Source organism: Methylobacterium sp. WL8 (genome assembly GCF_008040045.1).
In the GTDB taxonomy this organism is placed as follows: domain Bacteria; phylum Pseudomonadota; class Alphaproteobacteria; order Rhizobiales; family Beijerinckiaceae; genus Methylobacterium; species Methylobacterium cerastii.
The window spans coordinates 1-18562 of record NZ_VRVF01000008.1; the positions used below are offsets into that span (position 1 = coordinate 1).

At 68.0% G+C, this 18562-nt stretch carries 20 protein-coding genes and 1 tRNA gene; 9 read left to right on the top strand and 12 right to left on the bottom strand.

The window, feature by feature from the left end; genetic code table 11:
• Positions 1-425: 425 nt before the first annotated feature.
• Positions 426-995 (top strand): site-specific integrase, encoded by a 570-nt coding sequence (locus tag FV234_RS04780; protein WP_147828237.1) that lies wholly within the window; start codon positions 426-428, stop codon positions 993-995.
• A 3-nt stretch (positions 996-998) separates the two neighbouring features.
• On the opposite strand, the gene FV234_RS26055 is transcribed toward FV234_RS04780, so the two are convergent.
• The 3 genes from FV234_RS26055 to FV234_RS04790 all read right to left on the bottom strand — a co-directional run bounded on the left by FV234_RS26055 (position 999) and on the right by FV234_RS04790 (position 3235).
• Complete coding sequence (locus FV234_RS26055; protein ID WP_187273580.1) at positions 999-1271, bottom strand: hypothetical protein; 273 nt, start codon at positions 1269-1271, stop codon at positions 999-1001.
• Between the two features lie 389 nt (positions 1272-1660).
• Entirely contained in the window at positions 1661-1966 is a 306-nt protein-coding gene (locus FV234_RS04785) for a DUF3862 domain-containing protein (protein WP_147752152.1), read from the bottom strand.
• 54 nt (positions 1967-2020) lie between these two features.
• Complete coding sequence (locus FV234_RS04790; RefSeq protein WP_147828238.1) at positions 2021-3235, bottom strand: efflux RND transporter periplasmic adaptor subunit; 1215 nt, start codon at positions 3233-3235, stop codon at positions 2021-2023.
• Positions 3236-3364: 129 nt separating this feature from the next.
• Here FV234_RS04790 and FV234_RS04795 point away from each other — a divergent pair, with 129 nt between their 5' ends.
• Positions 3365-6523 carry an efflux RND transporter permease subunit gene (locus FV234_RS04795; RefSeq protein ID WP_147828239.1) on the top strand — a complete coding sequence of 1053 codons (3159 nt, stop codon included), beginning with the start codon at positions 3365-3367 and terminating at the stop codon, positions 6521-6523.
• Between the two features lie 339 nt (positions 6524-6862).
• Here the strand turns inward: FV234_RS04795 and FV234_RS04800 are convergent, their stop codons facing one another.
• Both FV234_RS04800 and FV234_RS04805 read right to left on the bottom strand, forming a co-directional pair.
• A complete protein-coding gene (locus tag FV234_RS04800) occupies positions 6863-8185 on the bottom strand; it encodes a site-specific integrase (protein ID WP_147752149.1) in 1323 nt (440 codons plus the stop codon).
• A 204-nt stretch (positions 8186-8389) separates the two neighbouring features.
• Positions 8390-8466: transfer RNA gene (locus FV234_RS04805), tRNA-Met, on the bottom strand.
• Between the two features lie 216 nt (positions 8467-8682).
• On the opposite strand from FV234_RS04805, the gene FV234_RS04810 reads away from it, so the two are divergent.
• Positions 8683-10125, top strand: coding sequence for a protein adenylyltransferase SelO (locus FV234_RS04810; protein ID WP_246686116.1), 1443 nt, complete (start codon positions 8683-8685; stop codon positions 10123-10125).
• Positions 10126-10129: 4 nt separating this feature from the next.
• Here FV234_RS04810 and FV234_RS26060 read toward each other — a convergent pair whose 3' ends face one another.
• Positions 10130-10273, bottom strand: a complete 144-nt coding sequence (locus tag FV234_RS26060; protein ID WP_187273581.1) for a hypothetical protein — start codon at positions 10271-10273, stop codon at positions 10130-10132.
• Positions 10274-10329: 56 nt separating this feature from the next.
• Here FV234_RS26060 and FV234_RS04815 point away from each other — a divergent pair, with 56 nt between their 5' ends.
• Together FV234_RS04815 and FV234_RS04820 are read left to right on the top strand one after the other, a co-directional pair.
• Positions 10330-10557 carry a hypothetical protein gene (locus tag FV234_RS04815; RefSeq protein ID WP_147763180.1) on the top strand — a complete coding sequence of 76 codons (228 nt, stop codon included), beginning with the start codon at positions 10330-10332 and terminating at the stop codon, positions 10555-10557.
• Between the two features lie 4 nt (positions 10558-10561).
• A complete protein-coding gene (locus FV234_RS04820; protein WP_147828241.1) occupies positions 10562-10918 on the top strand; it encodes a hypothetical protein in 357 nt (118 codons plus the stop codon).
• A gap of 22 nt (positions 10919-10940) precedes the next feature.
• On the opposite strand, the gene FV234_RS04825 is transcribed toward FV234_RS04820, so the two are convergent.
• Both FV234_RS04825 and FV234_RS04830 read right to left on the bottom strand, forming a co-directional pair.
• Positions 10941-11306, bottom strand: coding sequence for a photosystem reaction center subunit H (locus FV234_RS04825; RefSeq protein WP_147763182.1), 366 nt, complete (start codon positions 11304-11306; stop codon positions 10941-10943).
• A gap of 39 nt (positions 11307-11345) precedes the next feature.
• Positions 11346-11771, bottom strand: coding sequence for a response regulator (locus FV234_RS04830; RefSeq protein ID WP_147750207.1), 426 nt, complete (start codon positions 11769-11771; stop codon positions 11346-11348).
• A gap of 207 nt (positions 11772-11978) precedes the next feature.
• Between FV234_RS04830 and FV234_RS04835 the strand changes: the two genes are divergently transcribed.
• The 4 genes from FV234_RS04835 (at position 11979) to FV234_RS04850 (ending at position 15717) form a co-directional block, all read left to right on the top strand.
• A complete protein-coding gene (locus FV234_RS04835) occupies positions 11979-12653 on the top strand; it encodes a YoaK family protein (protein ID WP_147814686.1) in 675 nt (224 codons plus the stop codon).
• 63 nt (positions 12654-12716) lie between these two features.
• Positions 12717-13718 carry a WD40 repeat domain-containing protein gene (locus FV234_RS04840; protein ID WP_147763185.1) on the top strand — a complete coding sequence of 334 codons (1002 nt, stop codon included), beginning with the start codon at positions 12717-12719 and terminating at the stop codon, positions 13716-13718.
• Between the two features lie 71 nt (positions 13719-13789).
• Complete coding sequence (locus FV234_RS04845; protein WP_147828242.1) at positions 13790-14314, top strand: DUF2937 family protein; 525 nt, start codon at positions 13790-13792, stop codon at positions 14312-14314.
• 158 nt (positions 14315-14472) lie between these two features.
• Complete coding sequence (locus tag FV234_RS04850; protein ID WP_147828243.1) at positions 14473-15717, top strand: peptide ABC transporter permease; 1245 nt, start codon at positions 14473-14475, stop codon at positions 15715-15717.
• A gap of 102 nt (positions 15718-15819) precedes the next feature.
• Here the strand turns inward: FV234_RS04850 and FV234_RS04855 are convergent, their stop codons facing one another.
• From FV234_RS04855 to FV234_RS04870, 4 genes are all read right to left on the bottom strand, one after another.
• Positions 15820-16242 (bottom strand): metallopeptidase family protein, encoded by a 423-nt coding sequence (locus FV234_RS04855; protein ID WP_147828244.1) that lies wholly within the window; start codon positions 16240-16242, stop codon positions 15820-15822.
• Positions 16239-16952, bottom strand: a complete 714-nt coding sequence (locus tag FV234_RS04860; protein ID WP_238272468.1) for a pyrimidine 5'-nucleotidase — start codon at positions 16950-16952, stop codon at positions 16239-16241. Before FV234_RS04860 ends, FV234_RS04855 begins: the two co-directional genes overlap by 4 nt.
• A gap of 120 nt (positions 16953-17072) precedes the next feature.
• Entirely contained in the window at positions 17073-17972 is a 900-nt protein-coding gene (gene argB, locus FV234_RS04865) for an acetylglutamate kinase (RefSeq protein ID WP_187273582.1), read from the bottom strand.
• A gap of 64 nt (positions 17973-18036) precedes the next feature.
• Positions 18037-18507: a nuclear transport factor 2 family protein gene (locus FV234_RS04870; protein ID WP_147828245.1), complete on the bottom strand. Its 471-nt coding sequence runs from the start codon at positions 18505-18507 to the stop codon at positions 18037-18039.
• Positions 18508-18562 lie beyond the last annotated feature (55 nt).

Sequence of the window (18562 nt, forward strand, 5' to 3'; positions counted from 1 at the left end):
TCGGATAACGAAGCTCGCTTCGATCGTAGCGGGTCCGGTTCTCAGTCGTCCACATCGGCAGCCTCCACACAGGCAGCCTTGAATCACAAACCCCTCACCTCACTCAATATGTCGCCGGACAGACACTCAGCGTCGATTGGTATCAGACGTAGATTATCCTCTGCCGGCCTGCCACGAAGCAGACCTTCCGAGAATTTGAAACGGATCGCTTGCAGATGGTTAGCTTGCCGACCCAAGCGCTGGTTGGCCGCGCGGATAGCGAAAGTTGATCTGCATAATCGACCCAACATCATAAAAGCTATGTTTTATGATATTCGATGTGAAGCTAAATCTCTGCTGGCGCTGATTTAGTTCTAGGCCTCGCCCTTCCAGCCAATTGGAAACAGCATGCTTTGTCGCTGAACCGCACAAAGCATGAGATTTCAATGAAGCAGGCCAGGGTGCCCACCGAGGCGGAGTTCCGGCGGCTTGCAGCGGTAGTGAGCCAAGGCAAATATGGGCCACGCAATCGCATGGCGCTGATGCTGAGCTACCTAGCTGGGTTGCGGGTGGGAGAGATCGCATCACTCCGTTGGAGCGATCTCCTCGACGACGAGGGCAAGGTACGCGAGCAGCTGCGGCTCAGCGCAGCGGTGACCAAGGGCGGCCATGCCCGCGTGGTGTTCCTGAACGCCCGGCTGCGCAGAGAGGTGGAGCAGTACCGAGCAAGCCTCGCGCAACCCCCTGGCCTGCTGCAGCCGGTGCTCATCACCCAGAAGCGCTCGGCGTTCAGCGCAAACACCCTGTGTCAGCTCATACGCGGCTGGTACGATGCCGCCGGGCTTGATGGCGGCTCAAGCCACAGCGGGCGGCGCTGGTTCATCACGCGGCTGGCTCATGCTGGTATTTCACCCAAGGCCATCATGATGCTCGCCGGGCATCGGCATCTCTCGACAACGCAGCGCTATATCGATGTCAACGATAAGATGATGCGGGCTGCCGTAGAGATTTTATAATATTCAAACAGCATGGTGATCCCCGAATTTCGACCAAACAGTATCAGGTGCGCCGTGCCACGCCGATTTGAATATCATGATATCATCATTGACTTTTATGCATGAAGAAACATCCATGTTTCCACTAAAAAACTTCATCTTTATTATTTCAAGCATGTTATTCGGATCATGAATTTCTGGAAGAATTGTGAATACCATCCCGTTAGTTTTCTGAAGGCGGAGCCAATCTTTCAATGTAGTTAAATCTGCGCCAAATGCCTCGAAACAGTCACCCATTGGCTCGTTAGGAGCTATAATTGCTCGGAACTGAGCCTCAAATCATATGATTTTCATCTCGATAATCCCATTATTACCTTATTATTTGTATTGAATTGATTGTATTAAGTTTAAGCTAACGAATGGGCCGCGCAGTTGCATAAGCAGTGCAGGGTTATGGCTAAAGATGCTGAAGTTTTGGCGTTCAATGCCTTCTAAGTCATCGTGAACGCGATGATCGACATTGATTTCGGCGGTGCGTCCAGAGGTGTAGAGCGACGACATGCTCGCAGTCGCAAGCAGACAGTAAGAATCCGACCCAACTTCGTCGTTCTGGACGCTGCTTCCTATGTCTAGAAGCAGCTGTTCGAGCGAGCCGCGTCCCTCTCAGGCCAGTCGCTGCGGCGGCGTCAATTCAGTCCAAGCTGCGATTTGCTCGTTAAGTGGCCGTTGCGGAACGAGACAGTGAGGTTTGCGCCGTAGGTGCCCGTCCCGCGCCACGTGTAGGTCGCCCGCTCGGTCTGGCCGATCGTCATATGGGTCACCCGCCGGCCGGGGCAGCCGAGGCGCTCGACCGCCCGATGGTAGCTCATGCCGCGCTTCAGGGCAGCATAGGCCGCGGGCGTGGCCCGGCAGCCGGAGGGCTTTGCGACCGCCGGCCCGAAGGGGAGGACGAAGAGGGCGGCGAGGGCTGGCGCGAGACGAAGGATCGACATGGCGTTCCGGTTGCGAGACGTCTGGAGTGACGGGGTGCGGCGCCCAGCGTCCGCTCAGCCCGGCTCCGCCGCGGCCGGCGTGCCGGTCTCCGCGGGGCTGGCGTCCGGCGCGACCTCGCCGGCCGGCCGCACCACGACCTTGAGGTCTTGGCGCATCTCCTGAAGGTGATCGACCACCACCTGGTCGCCGTCGGAGAGCCCGTCGAGGATCGCGGTGTTCCCGCCATAGGTATCGCCGGTGGTGACGGGCTTCTGCTCGACCTTCCCCTCGGCGTCGACCACGTAGACGATCTGCTGGGCGAGCTGCGCGTCGAGGGACGCGGTCGGCACCAGGAGCCGCTCCTTCGTGCCCGTGCGGATGCTGGCGCGGACGAACTGGCCCGGCAGGAAGCGCTCGTCGGTGTTCGGCATCAGGGCGCGGACCAGCCGCCGGGCGGTCCGCGGGTCGAACCGGTTGTCGAGCTGGTAGATTTTGGCCTCGCGAACCGGCTTGCCCTTCGCGTCGAGCACCGCAACCGTGACGCCGCCCTTCGTCGTCATTGCCGCGCGGATCGCCTCAGAATCCTCCGCCGACAGCGCCATCTGGACGTCGATGGGATCGAGCTGAACCACGGAGACGAGCTGCGTCTGGTTCTCGATGACCAGATCGCCGGGGTTGATGGTCGAGAGGCTGGCGCGTCCGTCGAAGGGTGCGTTCACCACCGCGTAGTCGAGGTTGAGGTTCTGCCGGGCGATCGCGGCCTCGGCGCCCTGGACCTGCGCGACAGCAGATGTGCGGTTCGATTGCAACTGCTGGAAGCGCTGCTCCGTCGCGTAGCCCTTGTCGGCCAGAGATTCGGTGCGGTCCACCTCGGCCTGCGCGAAGGTGAGCTGCGCCTGGGCCTGAGCCTGCTGCGACTTGGCGGTCTGCAACGCCACCTCGAACGGGCGCGGATCGATGCGGAAGAGCACCTGCCCCTTCTTCACGTGGCCGCCCGGCTCGAAGGGGCGTTCCATCACGTTGCCGGTCACCCGCGCCTGCAGCGTCGCGTCCTGCTGGGCGATGATGGTGCCGGTGTAGGTGAAGCTGATCGGGACCGGCACCTTGCGCGCCGTCACGACACGGACTTCCAGTGGCGCCTCATCCGGCGTGGCGGCGGGCTTGGCCGCGGTGAACGGCAGGGCGGCGAGCATCTGGTGCGGCGTCGGACGCCCGGCCGCGTACCAGCCGCCCGCGCCCGCCAGGACGATGATCCCGGCCCCGAGGCCATACTTGACTGCTGCCCGCACCGATGACGCTCCCGAGCTCACCGGGTCCGGCCGCCGCGACCGCCCAGCGGCAGAGGAACACGCATGCGGGCCGGACGTTGCAACGCGGGCTCCACAATGGCGTCCTAGGACCGGAAGCCACGATCCAGCATGTTCGCCCGCTTCGTCGATCGGCCGGTGCTCGCCGGCGTCATCTCCGTGCTGATCACGCTGATCGGCGCCGTCGCCGGCCTGACGCTTCCGATCGCGCAGTTCCCCGAGATCGCACCGCCGATCATCAACATCCAGGCGACCTATCCCGGCGCCAGCGCCGAGCAGGCCTACGAGGCGATCGCCATCCCGCTCGAGCAGGAGATCAACGGCGCGCAGAACCTGCTCTACATCAACTCCACCAGCAACACCGACGGCAGCGTCAGCATGGACGCCACCTTCGAGGTCGGGTCGAACCTCGATGCAGCCGCCGCGGAGGTGCTGACCCGCGCCAACCGGGCCGAGGCCAAGCTGCCACCCTCGGTCAACGCGCAAGGGCTCGAGATCACCAAGAGCTCGCGTCAGCGGCTCGGCAACATCGTCCTCTATGCCGAGAATGGAGCGCCTTACGACGAGCTGTTCCTCGCCAACTGGGCCGAGACGCAGGTGATCAAGCCATTGCGACGCGTCCAGGGGATGGGGCGCATCGTCAACTTCTCGAACAAGCGCTACGCGATGCGGGTCTGGCTCGACCCGCTGAAGATGGAGGCGCTCGGCATCAGCCCGGGAGCGGTCTCCACCGCCATCAGCCAGCAGAACGCGCAGATCACCACCGGCACCCTCGGCAAGCCGCCCGTCGACCAAGCCACCGCCTTCGAGCTGCAGCTGGTCACGCAGGGACGCCTGCGTCAGCCCGAGGAGTTCGCCAACATTCTCTTGCGGGCCAACCCGGACGGCTCGGTGGTGCGCATCCGCGACGTCGCCCGGGTCGAGCTCGGCTCCGAGCAGTACGGCGTCCGGTCGAGCTTCGACGGGGCTCCGTCGGCGACCCTCGGGCTCTATCAGAACCCCGACGCCAACGCCGTCCAGGTCATGGACGGCGCCCGCGCCACCATGAAGGACCTCGCCAAGCGCTTCCCGCCGGGGCTCAAGTACAAGATCGCGCTCGACCGGACCGAGTTCGTTAAGGAGGCGATCTTCGAGGTGGTGCGGACCCTGTTCGAGGCGCTCGTGCTCGTCGTCATCGTCACCTACCTGTTCCTGCAGAACTGGCGCGCGACCCTCATCCCGGCCATCGCGGTGCCCGTGGCGCTGGTCGGCACCTTCGGGCCGATGTCCCTGCTCGGCTTCTCGTTCAACACCCTGAGCCTGCTCGGCATGGTGTTGGCGGTGGGGCTCGTGGTCGACGACGCTATCATCGTCGTCGAGAACACCGAGCGCCTGATGGACGAGGGTATGGCGCCGCGCGAGGCCTCCCGCGAGGCCGTTACGGAGGTCGCCGGGCCGGTGATCGCCACGACCCTGGTGCTCGCCGCCCTGTTCGTGCCCGTGGCCTTCATCCCCGGGCTGACCGGCAAGCTCTACAACCAATTCGCGCTCACCATCGCGATCTCGGTGATGATCTCCGCGGTGGTCTCGCTGACCCTCACACCGGCCCTGTGCGGGCTGATCCTCAAGCACCGCGCGGCGGACGCGACGGACGAGAGCCGCTGGCGCGCGCCCTTGCGTTGGTTCAACCGGATGCTGGAGGGCGCGAGCCGCCGCCTCGTCGCAGCGATCGGGTGGCTCACCGGCCATGTCGCCCTGGTCGGCATCGCCTTCCTCGCCTTTGCCGCCCTCACGGTTTGGATGACCGTCGCGCGTCCGTCCGGCTTCGTGCCGGACGAGGACCAGGGCTACTTCTTCGCCGACGTAGTCCTGCCCAAGGGCGCGTCGGTCGCCCGCACCAACGCGGTGGTCGATCGCCTCGGCGACGCGCTCCGCGAGATCCCGAGCGTCGAGCACACGATCGGCGTCACCGGGCGCAGCATCCTGGCCGACGCGATCGCGCCGTTCTACGGCTTCCAGATCCCGACGCTGAAGCCGTGGGGCGAGCGCACACAGAGCGTCGACGACGTGATCGCCACGGTGCAGAAGCGCTTCAAGCACGATCCCGACGGGCAGGTCCGCGTGGTGAACCCGTCGCCGCTGCCCGGCCTCGGGTCGCGCAGCGGCCTGACGCTGGAGCTTCAGGATCGCAGCGGCACCGGCGGCCTCAAGCTCGCCCAGGCCGCCAACCGCTTCATCGCCGAGATGGAAAAGCTGCCCTCCGTCGGTCGCGCCATCCCCACCACCAGCTACGGCGTCCCGCAGTTGCGGCTGGAGATCGACCGCGCCAAGGCCGAGCAGCTCGGCGTGCCGCTGCAGAACCTGTTCGACGCGCTCGGCACCTATGTCGGCTCGAGCTTCGTCAACCTCTTCAATAGGTTCGGCTACGTCTACCAGGTCTACGTGCAGAGCGAGGCCTCGGGCCGCCGCACGATCGAGGACGTCGAGGCACTCACCGTTCTGAATAACCGCGGCGAGCCGGTCCGGGTCGGCTCGCTGATCCAGACCCACTTCGTCACCGGGCCGACCGCGGTCCTGTCCTACAACACCTATCCAACTATCGAGATCGCGGTGGATACGGCGGCCGGCGCCAGCTCGGGCACCGCCATCGCGGCGATCGAGGCGCTCGCCGAGGCCAAGCTCCCCTCGACCTACGCGGTAGAGTGGACCGACGTCGCCTACCAGGAAAAGATCGCCGGCGGCTACGCGCCGCTGATCTTCGGGCTCGGAACGCTGATGATCTTTCTGCTGCTCGCCGGCCAGTATGAATCATTGCGCCTGCCGTTCGTGATCCTGCTCGGTACGCCGATCGCAATCTTCGGCGCCGTGGGCTTCCTGGCGATCCGCGGGCTCGCCCTCGACATCTTCGGGCAGGTCGGGCTCCTGCTCCTGGTCGGCTTGGCGGCCAAGAACTCAATCCTCCTCGTCGCCTTCGCCGAAGACTTGCGCAAGCAGGGCGAGGACGTGCTGAAGGCCGCCCAGGACGCGGCGCGCCTGCGCATGCGCCCCATCCTGATGACGTCGTTCGCCTTCATCATGGGTTCGGTGCCGCTCGCTATCGCCAGCGGTGCGGGCGCCAACGCCCGGGTCTCGATGGGCACGGTGGTGATCGGCGGCCTGCTGGTGGCGACCTTCATCACCCTGTTCGTCACGCCGACCTTCTACGTCGCCTTCGAGCGCCTGCTGGGGAAGCCTGAGGCCTCACCCGAGCCCACCAAACGAGCGGACGGGACGCCGCAACCCGCAGAATGATCGGCCGATCCGAGGCGAAAATCTCTACGTGCGGGGCTCGCTCGTGTAGCTGCATCCTGGCCAGGCTGATCAGGCGCAGCGTTGCTCTAGAGTAGTCAGACTGCTTTCCACCCAACCACGCCATTCAGCATCGCCGCTTTGCGCCATCAGCGGACCTTCAGTTGCAACCACGCGAATGCCCGCTTGGAGCCCGATAGCAGCCATTAAGATGGAATAGTCGCTCCGGCGGCCAAAACATCCTGATGTCATGGCTGCCGCTTTCGGGGCCGCTTTACCTCCCGAGCGGACATTCGACTAAGCGGGGCGGAAGGTCCGCAACGGGTCAACTACGGACCCACGTCAGGCACGCGTCCAGTCCGGGCGCAGCCGGTCGACCACCCGCTCGAGCCGTACTTGCCCGTAGTGCTTGTCGATCATGGCCAGAGAAGTGCGGCAGTTGCGAGCGATGTCCGTGACCTCAGCTCCATGCGTGAGCTGCTGGGTGATGTAAAAATGCCGCAATGAGTACGGGGTGCGTTTGATGCCCCGGTGATCGCGCTCCAGATCTGCCGCCTTAAGCAGCTCGGTGAAGCCATTGGCAATCGAGCTGATTCGCTTGCCCTGGCCACTGGCGAACACCGGATCGCCATCCACGGGCTCGCGCTGCATGCCGCGCTCGAACAGCATCCATAGGGTGTCGAACCACGGGATCGCTGCGGTGTGTGGGATCGCGGTGCCGCTCATGCCCTTGCCCCGAGCCTTGAGCCGGATGTCTCGCTGCGCGATGCCCGCGCCTCTTCCCGCTCGATAGCCAAGGACGTCACCCCAGGTGAGGTTGTACATTTCTGTCGGGCGTAAGCCCGAGTAGGCGCCAATCATCACGTACGCGTGGAGCACCGTGCGATCTCGCCGGGTGTGATCGTCTAGCCGCTTGATCTGCCAGCGGCGTTTGTCGCTGCTCCGAACCTCAGCGCCGCTGCCATCCATGATGGGATCGGTGAGCCGGCACAGGCTGGTCTCCACCAGCTTGGTGAACTCATGGGGCTCGAAGCTGGGTCGGCGGTTGTCCTGTTTGCGCCGAACCTTGATAGCGATCTCAGGAGGCGTTTTGAGATAGCCCCATTTCACGGCCTGCCGCAGCAGGGCTCGCAGCACTACGGCCTCCCCTCGCTGCCGGCTCAGCGATGGTGCTGCCCGGCGAACGGGTCGGCGCAAGCGGTGCCCCGCGCGCTCGTACTCGATGTGCGTGATGAGCTTGCCGGGTCCTTCGGTCCAATAGGTGCGCCGCCATTCCGCGTAGCGCTCCAGATCGGTGTCTGTGATGCCGTCGACGGAGCGGCTGCCAAAATAGCCCACGAAGAAACGGCGAATCATGCTGGGCTCGCTGCGACCCTGATCGGCTCGGCGTTCCCCACGCTCCACTTCCCGGTGGATCAGCTCGATGAATTCTTGGGCCACCGCCTCGAACGTGTGCACCTTCGCGCTGAGGCCCTGCTTGGCCCGGTACGTGGCCTCGTACCAAATTTCATCGGCTTTGCGTTCGGCTTGAGCACGCTCGCTGGTGTCCAGGGATCGCTTGATCTGCCCCTGCCCGCGGATGCTGAACCGCATCTGCCACTTGGTGCTGCCCGAGCGTTGGAACAGCTGATAGCGCTCAGCTTGGGGGCTGCCTGGGGTGCTCAAAATGCGCCCTGTCTGGTTACTGCGGTGCGGATGACTGCGCTAGAAGTGCGCTAGCGTGCTCCTGCAACAGGAACCAAAGCCTTAAACCGAAAGGGCTTTTTCCAGCACTGCGCTAGCACTGAGCTAACGCATAAAGCCATTTTTCAGCAGCTCAAAGAGCCATGAAAAAGCCTGCTAAGTGCTTGACCTAGCAGGCGAAATCTATGGTAGCGGGAGAGGGACTCGAACCCCCGACACGAGGATTATGATTCCTCTGCTCTAACCAGCTGAGCTACCCCGCCCCAGCCCGCGGCCGTCTGCGTGGGCAGGCGGCCGGTTCGGAGATCGGCGGTATAGGGAACGGCGGCTTGCGGTGTCAACGCCCTCTTTCCGGCCGAGGCGCGGGTTTTTTTCTGTGGCGCGTCCCGGCGTTCCGGCTCATCCCGCAACGGATCGCGCCGGGCGTGCTTATCGCTATGAGTGCTGTCCGAATGCCGGAACCGAGCGAGGGTTCATTCTTGTCAGACCGTCCAACGCAAGAGGCGCAGCCCTCGCGCCGCCATGCCGACCTCGGCGCCGACTTCTTCGACGTGGTCGCGGCCGCCCGCTTCCCGCAGACGATCCTGCGCTTCCGCAACCGCGCTTGGGCCGCCCGCGTCGGGCTCGACGGGCTGACGGACGCCGAGTGGATCGCCCGGTTCGGCCGGTTCGAGCCCCTGCCCGGCTCGTTCCCCGCGCCGCTGGCCCTGCGCTATCACGGCCACCAGTTCCGCTCGTACAACCCCGAGCTCGGGGACGGGCGCGGCTTCCTCTACGCGCAGCTGCACGATTTGCGCGACGCGCGCCTGCTCGACCTCGCCACCAAGGGCAGCGGCACCACGCCGTGGTCGCGGGCGGGCGACGGCCGGCTGACCCTGAAGGGCGGCATGCGCGAGGTGCTGGCCACCGCGCTCCTCGAAGCGCAGGGCGTGAACACCTCCAAGAGCTTCAGCCTGATCGAGACCGGCGAGGCGCTGAAGCGCGGCGACGAGCCCTCCCCCACCCGCTCCGCGGTGCTCGTGCGCCTGAGCCACGGCCACATCCGCATCGGCAGCTTCCAGCGGTTCCTGGCGCTCGACGAGCCGAGGAACATCGAGCGGCTGCTCGATCACACCATCACGACGCACATGCCCGACCTCTGGCGCGAGGCGCCGGCCGACCGGGCGGTGGCCTTCCTCGCCGAGGTCGTGCGACGGGTCGCGCGGATGGGTGCGCAATGGGCGGCCGCGGGCTTCGTCCACGGGGTGCTCAACACCGACAACATCAACGTCACCGGCGAGAGCTTCGATTACGGGCCGTGGCGCTGGTTGCCGGCCTACGATCCGAATTTCACGGCCGCCTATTTCGACAGCCAAGGGCTCTACAGCTTCGGCCGCCAGCCGGAGGCGTTGTACTGGAACCTCGCACGGCTGGCGGATTGCCTGCTGACGCTGGCGCCGCAGGCCGACCTCGAAGCGGCGCTGAAGGGTTTTGGGCCCGCCCTGCAGGAGGGCTTCGCCGAGGCCTTGTTCGCCAGGCTCGGGCTCGCGAAGGCCGGCCAGGACGAAACCGATCGGCTGGTCGGCGCCTTCTGGCGCTTCCTGGCCGAGAGCCACGCCCCGTTCGAGCAGACCTTCTTCGATTGGTACGGCGGCATCGCCAGCGCCGAGCGCGCCGCGGCGAGCCCCTCGGCCGCACTCTATGCCGGCGACGCCTTCGCCCCGGTGCGCGCAGCGTTGGAGGGCTTGGCGTCGGCGCCGGGCGCCGGCCTCGCCCATCCCTATTTCGCCGACCTCACACCCTGCACGCTGCTGATCGACGAGGTCGAGGCGCTGTGGGCGCCGATCGCTGCGTCCGACGACTGGTCGGCGCTCGACGACAAGCTCGCGGCGATCGCGCGCATGGCCGAGGCCTACGGCACGGCGCCTGCGCTGGTTTGGTAAGGCCTCAACGCTCCTCCTCCTCGCGGCGGCGCGCCTCGGCGTGGCCGGCGCGGATGCCGAGGTCGACCATCGTGCGGGTGATGCGCAGGCCGAGCCAGAACAGCAGAACGCAGACGGCGATCGCGGCGGCGATCTTCACGGGGTTCACGGGCGGCGCCCTCGCGGCGGTGGACGATCGGATTGAGTTAGGGCAGAGGCACTGGTGTGCGCGAGACCTTTCACATCGAAGTCCTCGGCCCCGAGCCGGGTGACGTCCAGACCCGGATCTCGGTGCGCAGCACCGGGCTCGAGGGGGCGCAGGAGCGTGCGCTGCGCCTGTTCGCCCGGGCCCGCGTGCCGCAGCGCTCGGTCGGACCGGCGGAAGCGGTGCGGGTGATCGACGGCGCCGGACGCGAGGTGTTCTTCCGCAGCCGCTTCGACGAGCCGAGCTAGGCGAATGCGCAGGGCTCTCCTCGTCCTCGCGCTGGTCGTGCTGCTGCCGGCACTGTTCGTGCGCAGCTACAGCCTGCCGCCGGCCCCCGACCGGCGCGGTGGGACGACGATCCTGCTGAGCGTTCCGAACCGGCCGCTGTTCGGCAGCCCGCGGGCCGATTGCGTCGACACGCCGGAGGACGGCTCGGTGATCGCCTGCCTGATCGCCTCGGTGAACCGGTCGCGGGCGGAGGGCATCCCGCTCCTGTCGCTGCCGTTCTCGCCGACCGCCTACGGCCTGTCGGAACGGGTGGCGCTGCTCGGGCGGGACGAAGCCGCGGGGAAGGCGCAGCTCGCCCGGATCGCCCGCTTCGGCTGGTGAGGCGCCCTCACCCGCGCAACATTTATTTGGGCTTGGCCGGCGCGGCGGGCTCGACGGCGGGCTTCGGCTTGCGGGCCTCCTGTTGGCTCTCGGCCTTCTCCTCGTCGGTGTCGCCCTTCTCGATCGTCTTCTCCGGGTCGGCGGCCAGCGTCTTCACGATCTCCAGCACGCGCTCGCATTCGGTGACGTAGGAATAGCTCTCCAGCACGATCGCCGCGTCACGCAGCGTGCGCAGGTCGCGCACCGTCTGCTTGTTGGCGGCCTCCTGGAGCTCGCTCTTCCGGGCGATCGTCTCCTCGATCTTGGCGGCCTTCACGTCGCAGGCGGCTTCGACCGGCGTGGCGAGGCCGGCGGCGAGCATCAGGAGGGCGGCGTGAGCGAGGCGCATGCGTCAGGGTTCCGGGCGTCGTGCGTCGAGGGATGGGTTCTAGGCGTGGTGGGCGTGGCTGCGCAGGATGTCGTTCGTCAGCGCGACGAGCTGGCTCGGACGGTAGGGCTTCGGCACGAACACCGATTCGGGGACCGCCTCGCCCTGCGAGAGGCAGGCGCGGCCGCCGGAGGTGTAGACCACCGGCAGCGAGGGGCAATGCGCCCGCGCGGCCCGGGCCAGCGTGATCCCGTTCGTGTTGCGGGCGAGGTCGATATCGGTGAAGAGCAGGTCGACGGTCTCCCGGGCGAGGATCGCCTCGGCCTCCCAGGCGTCGGCGGCGGTCAGGACGCGGTAGCCCTCGTCGAGCAGCGCTTCCGCTGCCAGTTCGCAGACGAACGGCTCGTCCTCGACCACCAGGATGGTGGTCGGCGCGCGGTCGAGGTAGCTCGGCAGGCCGAAGGCGGCGCAGGCGAAGGACATCATGACGCAACTCCAACTCACCCGGCGTGGGACGAAGGTCCCGCAGCCGGATCGAAGGACAAACGGCGCCCTACGCTCCGGCGTTCGCCGTGATTGCATCGAATTGCCGAGGTTTGGTGAGCGAAGCCTTAACCCTGCTCGCCCGCCCCTGAACGAGGCGCCGGGAATGGTTAACCAAGGGTTGACGCGTCGCGCACCGGATCGGGTTTCGTGAACCGGTCCTGGCAGGTCGGGACCGGGCTCGTGCTCACCGCGCTCGCCGGATTCGTCGACGCGCTGGGCTTCGTCCGGCTCGGCGGCCTCTACACCTCGTTCATGAGCGGCAACACCACGCAGCTCTCGGTCTTCCTCGGGCATGCGGATTTCGCGCACGTGGTGCTGCCGGCGATCCTGATCGGCGGGTTCCTCGGCGGCGCGATCCTCGGCAGCGGCCTGTCGATCCTGATCCCCTCCCCCTGGGCGACGCCGGCGGTGCTCGGCTACGAAGCCCTGCTGATCCTGGCAGCCCTCGGGGTCGGCCTCGCGATTCCGGAACTCGGCATCGCCGCGTTCTTCATGGCGGTGGCGATGGGCTCGCAGAACGCCGTGCTGGCGCAGGTGAAGGGGTTCCGCGCCGGCACCACCTTCGTCACCGGGGCCCTGTTCAGCCTCGGGCAGAAGGTGGCGCAGGCGCTCACCCGCACCGGGCCGCCCTTCGGCTGGGTCGGCGACGGGGCGGTCTGGGCCGCGCTCCTCGTCGGCGCGTTCGGCGGCGCCGTGGCCTATGCCCGCCTGGAGCTCTATGCCCTGTTCATCCCGGCGGCGGTCTCCGGCCTCCTCGCCCTGGTCGCCGCGATCTTCGCGCTGCGCCACCGGACGATGATGCCCGAGCCGCCCGCCACCTGAAACCGTTTCACGCCTGTTCTGCCCGCCTTGTCCTGCCCGCGCCCGTCCTGATCGAGTCTCCCGATGAGCAACGCTTCGCTGACCACCCACGTCGCCCCGGTCGAGGCCGGCGCCCACGTCGTCGCCGCGCACTTCCTGAAGGACGCGCTGGTGATGGCCCTCGGCGACGGCACCGTCCTGCTCAGCCGGGACGGCACGTCGAGCCGCCTCGCCGCCCATCCCGAGGCCGGCATCCTGGCCGCCGTGGGCGACGGCAACCGCCTCGTCACCGGCGGCGACGACGGGCGCGTGGTGGCGCTCCGGCCCGACGGCACGCTGTCCGAGGTCGCCACCGCCAAGGGCGGCGCCTGGATCGACGCGCTCGCCCTGCATCCCGACGGGTCGGTGGCCTACGCGGCCGGGCGCACCGTGGTCGCCCGCGACGCCAAGGGGCGCGAGCGCACGTTCACGGCCCCCTCCACCGCCCGCGGCCTCGCCTTCGCCTCCAAGGGCTACCGGCTGGCGGCCTCGCACTACAACGGCGTCTCGCTCTGGTACCCGAACCACGAGACGCCCGCCGAGATGGTCGAGTGGAAGGGCTCGCACATCGACGTGACGTGGTCGCCCGACGGGCGCTTCGTCGTCTCGACCATGCAGGAGAACGCGCTGCACGGCTGGCGCCTGCAGCCGGACCGCGGCCACATGCGGATGTCGGGCTACCCGGCCAAGGTGCGCTCGGTGTCGTGGTCGTCGGACGGCCACTGGCTCGCCACCAGCGGCGCGGAGGCCGCGATCGTGTGGCCGTTCGATTCGAAGGAAGGCCCCACCGGCAAGGCTCCACGCGAGTGCGGCGTGCGCCCGGCCCGCGTCTCCCGCGTCGCCTTCCACCCCAAGGCCCTGGTGCTGGCCATGGGCTACGAGGACGGCTGCATCCTGCTCGTGCGCTTCACCGACGCCTCCGAACTGCTGGTCCGCCCGGCGGTGAAGGGCAGCGGGATTTCGGCGTTGGCCTGGGACGCGAAGGGCGGGCGGCTGGCGTTCGGATGCGTCGACGGGGCGGCGGGGCTGCTGACCCTGCCCGCCTGATCGCGGTCGGGTTCTGGAACTGCCGCCGCCACCATGCTCTTCTGCCACGACCACCACGACGAGGATGCCCCGTGTTCCGTGTCTTCCGCACCCTAGGCCTCGCCCTCGGCCTGCTCGGCGGCGGGCTGGCGGCGCAGGGGCCCGAATTCGCCCAGCAATACGCCCAGCGCCTCGGTGGCGCCCTGGACGAGCTGAAGCGCGAGGTCGCGTCGCTCGAATCGGACGCCAAGGCCACCGGCAACACCCGCGAAGGGGCCGTCGATCGCTTGCGCACCAATCCCGACACCCTGGTCGCGCGCCGGGGCGAGGCCGCGCGCTACGACATCGAGCGGCTGGAACGGCTCTCGGCGCAGCAGCAGGCTTTGGCGAACGCGGCGAGCCCCCTCGGGCGGCTCGCTGCCGTGATCCGCGACCCCGACGTTCCGCTCGCCCGCGCCACCTACCGCGATTACGACCCGGCCCTCCCGACCACCACCGACGGGATCGTCGCCGGTCTCCTCGGCTTCCTGGCCGCCTGGGGCGGCTGGCGCGTGCTCTCCGACGTCGGCCGCCGCGTGGTCCGCCGCCGGCCGCGGACCGCGGTCACGACGGCTTAAACGGGCGTCGGCGCGATCACGGCGGGCGACGTCGGCGCCTCTGTGTGGCCGGGCGTCTACAGCCCCTAGCGCGCGGCTTGCTTAAGCGAGACATCGAGGACGGGCGCGGCCGGGCTTTCCGGCACACGCAACCGTCACGCTGGTTCCCGAGTCGCACCATGGCGCGCCCATCCACCCAGACGATCGACCCGGCGCTCGATGCGGCCGCGCTCCTGCGCCGTGTCGGGTTCTTCGGGCTGTTCGTGATCCTTCCGGTGGTGGCGCAGGTGGCGCGGCGCGCGACCGTGATCCTCGCCCCGATCTCCGTCGCCCTGCTGATCCTCGCCAGCGCCATCGACGGCCGCCAACGGCCGCTGCGCGCCAGCGGCGTCCGGCTTCTGCGCGCCCCGGCCTTCCTCGCCGGCCTCCTCGTGCTGGCCTGGATGGCGCTGTCGCTGGTCTGGACGCCGTTCCCCGGCCCCGCCTCCGAACGGTTCGCCAACCTCGTCGCCACGATCCTGCTGACGCTGGCCGGCTACATGGCGCTGCCGGACCGGATGCGCTCGGCCAACCTCTACCTGCTGCCGCTCGGCGTCACCGCGGCGGCGATCGTCGCCATCATGCTCGGTCTGTTCGGCGACAGCCTGATGCGCGGCGTCCCGGACGACGACAACGCCCTCGACCGCGGCCTCACCCTCCTCGCCCTGCTGGTCTGGCCCGCGGTGGCCTGGCTGCGCTCGCGTCGCCGCGACCGGGAGGCGCTCGGCCTCGCCGTGGTGGTCGCCGTGGCGCTGGCGGTCTCGCCGGATCTCGGGCAGATCGCGGCGCTCGCGATCGGGGCGCTGGCCTTTGCGGTGACGAGCTTCCGGCCGCGCCTCGGCGTCGGCCTCACCGCCGGCATCGCCGCCGGCTTGCTCGCGGTGGCGCCGCTGCTGCCGTTTCTCGCCCGACCCGTCGGCGCCGCCCTGTTCGGCCCCCTGAGCCCCGGCGTGCTGACGCTGAAGAGCTGGCAGCGGATCGTGACCACCGAGCCGGTCCGGCTCATCACCGGCCACGGCTTCGAGACGGCCTTGCGCGGACGCGTCTTCGGGCTGATCCCGGTGAACGCGCCGAGCACCGCGCTGTTCGCCATGTGGTACGAGCTCGGCGTCGTCGGGGCGCTGGCCGCCGCCTACGCCCTCTACGCCTCGGTCCGCCGGGCCGGCCTCGACGTGCCGCTGCTGGTGCCCGGGGCGATGGCGGGCTTCGCCGCCGCCTTCACCATCGCCTGCATCGGCGTCGGCCTGACGGTGGTGTGGTGGCTGACGACGCTGGCCATCACCATCCTCGTCTTCGTCGCGATCGAGCGCGGCCAGTTCCGCACCCGCCGCCCGAAGGTGAGCCGCCTGAAGCTGCCGCCCCTGGGCGAGCCGCCGACGCCTTGAACTTGGTCTCATGGGTCAGGACCCATGAGGTCCGGCGGATTGCCGCCTCCCCGCAGTCGCGGGGGCCGGACCTCGATGAGTCGGGCTCATCGAGGTCCGGTCTCAAAGGTCGGCGGCGGCCTCGATGCCGGCCATGTCGGCGTCCGACAGCCCGACATGGTGGCCGATCTCGTGGATCAGCACGTGGGCGACGAGGTGGCCGAGCGTCTCGTCGTGCTCGGCCCAGTAGTCGAGCAGGGGCCGGCGGTAGAGCCAGACCGTGTTCGGCATCTGGCCCGTGACGGTCTCGCCGGCTTGCGCCAGACCGATCCCGCGGAACAGGCCGAGCAGGTCGAACTCCGATTCGCACTGCATCTCGGACAGCGTCTCGTCGTCGGGAAAATCATCGACGACGATGCGGACGTCGCGCGCCAACGCCTGGAACGCGGCCGGCAGCGCCGCGAAGGCGGCGTGCGCCAGATCCTCGATCTCGACGAGGCTCGGCGCCTTCGCCGCGCTCAAGGCTTGCGCGTCGACGAGGCTCACGCGGCATCCTTGGCGACGGGAAGGACACAGCGGCGCAGGAACGCGGCGAGGTCGTTGGTGATGTGGTCGATATGGGCTTCGCGCACCGCCTCCTGCTCGAAGGCCTCGCGGTAGGGGTCGATCGCGGACGGCACCACCAGCACGGTGGCCATGCCCATCTGGTGCGGCACCACGAGGTTGCGGGCGATGTCCTCGAACAGGGCCGCGCGCCGTGGGTCGACCGCGTGCTGGGCGAGGAAGCGCTCGTAGGTCACGCGTTCGGGCTTCGGCACGAAGTCGGCGGCGGCGATGTCGAACACGTCCTCGAAGTGGTCGAGGATGCCGAGGCTTTTCGCGACGTTCTCGGCGTGCTTGCGCGAGCCGTTCGTCAGGATGAGCTTGCGCCCGGGCAGCTGCTCGATCGCGTCGCCGAGCGCCGGATCGAGTCGGATCGTCGCGTGGTCGATGTCGTGCGCGAAGTCGAGGAAGGCGTGCGGGTCGACGCCGTCCTCCACCATCAGCGCCTTCAGGGTCGTGCCGTAGCGATGGTAGAAGTACTTCTGCAGGGCGCGCGCCGAGATCCCGTCGAGGCCGTAGAGCTGCATGACGAACAGCGTGATGCGCTCGTCCACCTGCGGCCACACCATCGCGTCGCTCGGATAGAGCGTGTTGTCGAGGTCGAACACCCAGGTGTCGACGGCCTCGAAGCCGCGGGCGTCGTCCGCCGTCACGTGGCTCTCGCCGGCTATTGATCTGTCCGAGATGTCCGGTCTCCGAGATGACCGCAAGGCAGGATGCGCGCACCCGGATTCCAAGCAAGATCCGGGCGCGCGCGATGCGGGGTTGGGCCGTCAGCTCCGGCGGATCAGGGTGCCGGCGCCGTAATCGGTGAAGAGTTCCAGCAGCACGGCGTGGTTGACCTTGCCGTCGAGGATCACGACCGCCTCGACGCCCTGATCGATCGCGTAGATGCAGGTCTCGATCTTCGGGATCATGCCGCCGGTGATGGTGCCGTCGGCGATGAGCCGCCGGCAATCCTCGACGGTCAGCTCCGGGATCAGGTTCTTGTCCTTGTCGAGCACGCCCGGCACGTCGGTGAGGAGCAGCAGGCGCTTGGCGCGGAGCGCCCCGGCGATGGCGCCGGAGAAGGTGTCGGCGTTGACGTTGTAGGTCTTGCCGTCGGCGCCGTAGGCCACGGGGGCCAGGACCGGGATCAGCTCGGCCTTCAGCACCGCGTCGAGCACGCCGCGCTCGACGTGCTCGGGCTCGCCGACGAGGCCGAGGTCGACCGTCTGCATCTCCCGGCTCTCGGGGTCCATCACGGTCTTGGTCGCGCGCTTGGCCCGGACCATGTTGCCGTCCTTGCCGCACAGGCCGATCGCCCGGCCGCCCTCGGCCGAGATCCAGCCGACGATCTGCTTGTTGATCGAGCCGGCCAGGACCATCTCGACCACCTCGACGGTGGCCTCGTCGGTGACACGGAGGCCGCCGCGGAACTCGGACTGGATGCCGAGCCGCTCGAGCATCCGGCCGATCTGCGGGCCGCCCCCGTGGACGACGATCGGTTTCACGCCCGATTGCTCGAGCAGCACGATGTCCTCGGCGAAGTCTTCGGCCGCGGAGGCGTCGCCCATGGCGTGCCCGCCATACTTGATGACCACGATCTCCTGGTCGTAGCGCTGCATGTGGGGCAGCGCCTGGGACAGGACTTCGGCGCGGACGTGCACGTTCGGCAGTTCGGTCATCGGCATCCTCTCGCGCCGGCTTCGCGACGCGCAGGTCTCTACAGGAAGCTTGGCGAACCGCGAAGCGTCATCACAGGCCCAGCTCCGAGAGGCCCGGATGGTCGGCGGGTCGCGGCCCTTGCGGCCAGTGGAACTTGCGCTCCGAGGCGGCGATGGCGACGTCGTTGATGCTGGCCTCGCGGCGGCGCATCAGGCCGGACTCGGCGAATTCCCACTGCTCGTTGCCGTGGGAGCGGAACCACTGCCCGTCCGCGTCGTGCCACTCGTAGGCGAAGCGCGCCGCGATCCGGTCTTCGTGGAAGGCCCAGACCTCCTTGATCAGGCGGTACTCCCGTTCGCGCTCCCACTTGCCGGTCAGGAAGGCGACGATCGCCGGGCGCCCGACCAGGAACTCGGAGCGGTTCCGCCACCAGCTGTCGGGCGTGTAGGCCAGCGACACCCGCTCGGGGTCGCGGGTGTTCCAGGCATCCTCGGCACCGCGCGCCTTCTTGGCCGCGGACCCGGCATCGAACGGCGGCAGCGGTGGGCGCGTCTCGGTCATGCGGTTCGATCTCCTGGTCGCAGCCGCCCGATCGTTCGCGGGCGGCGCGGTCGAT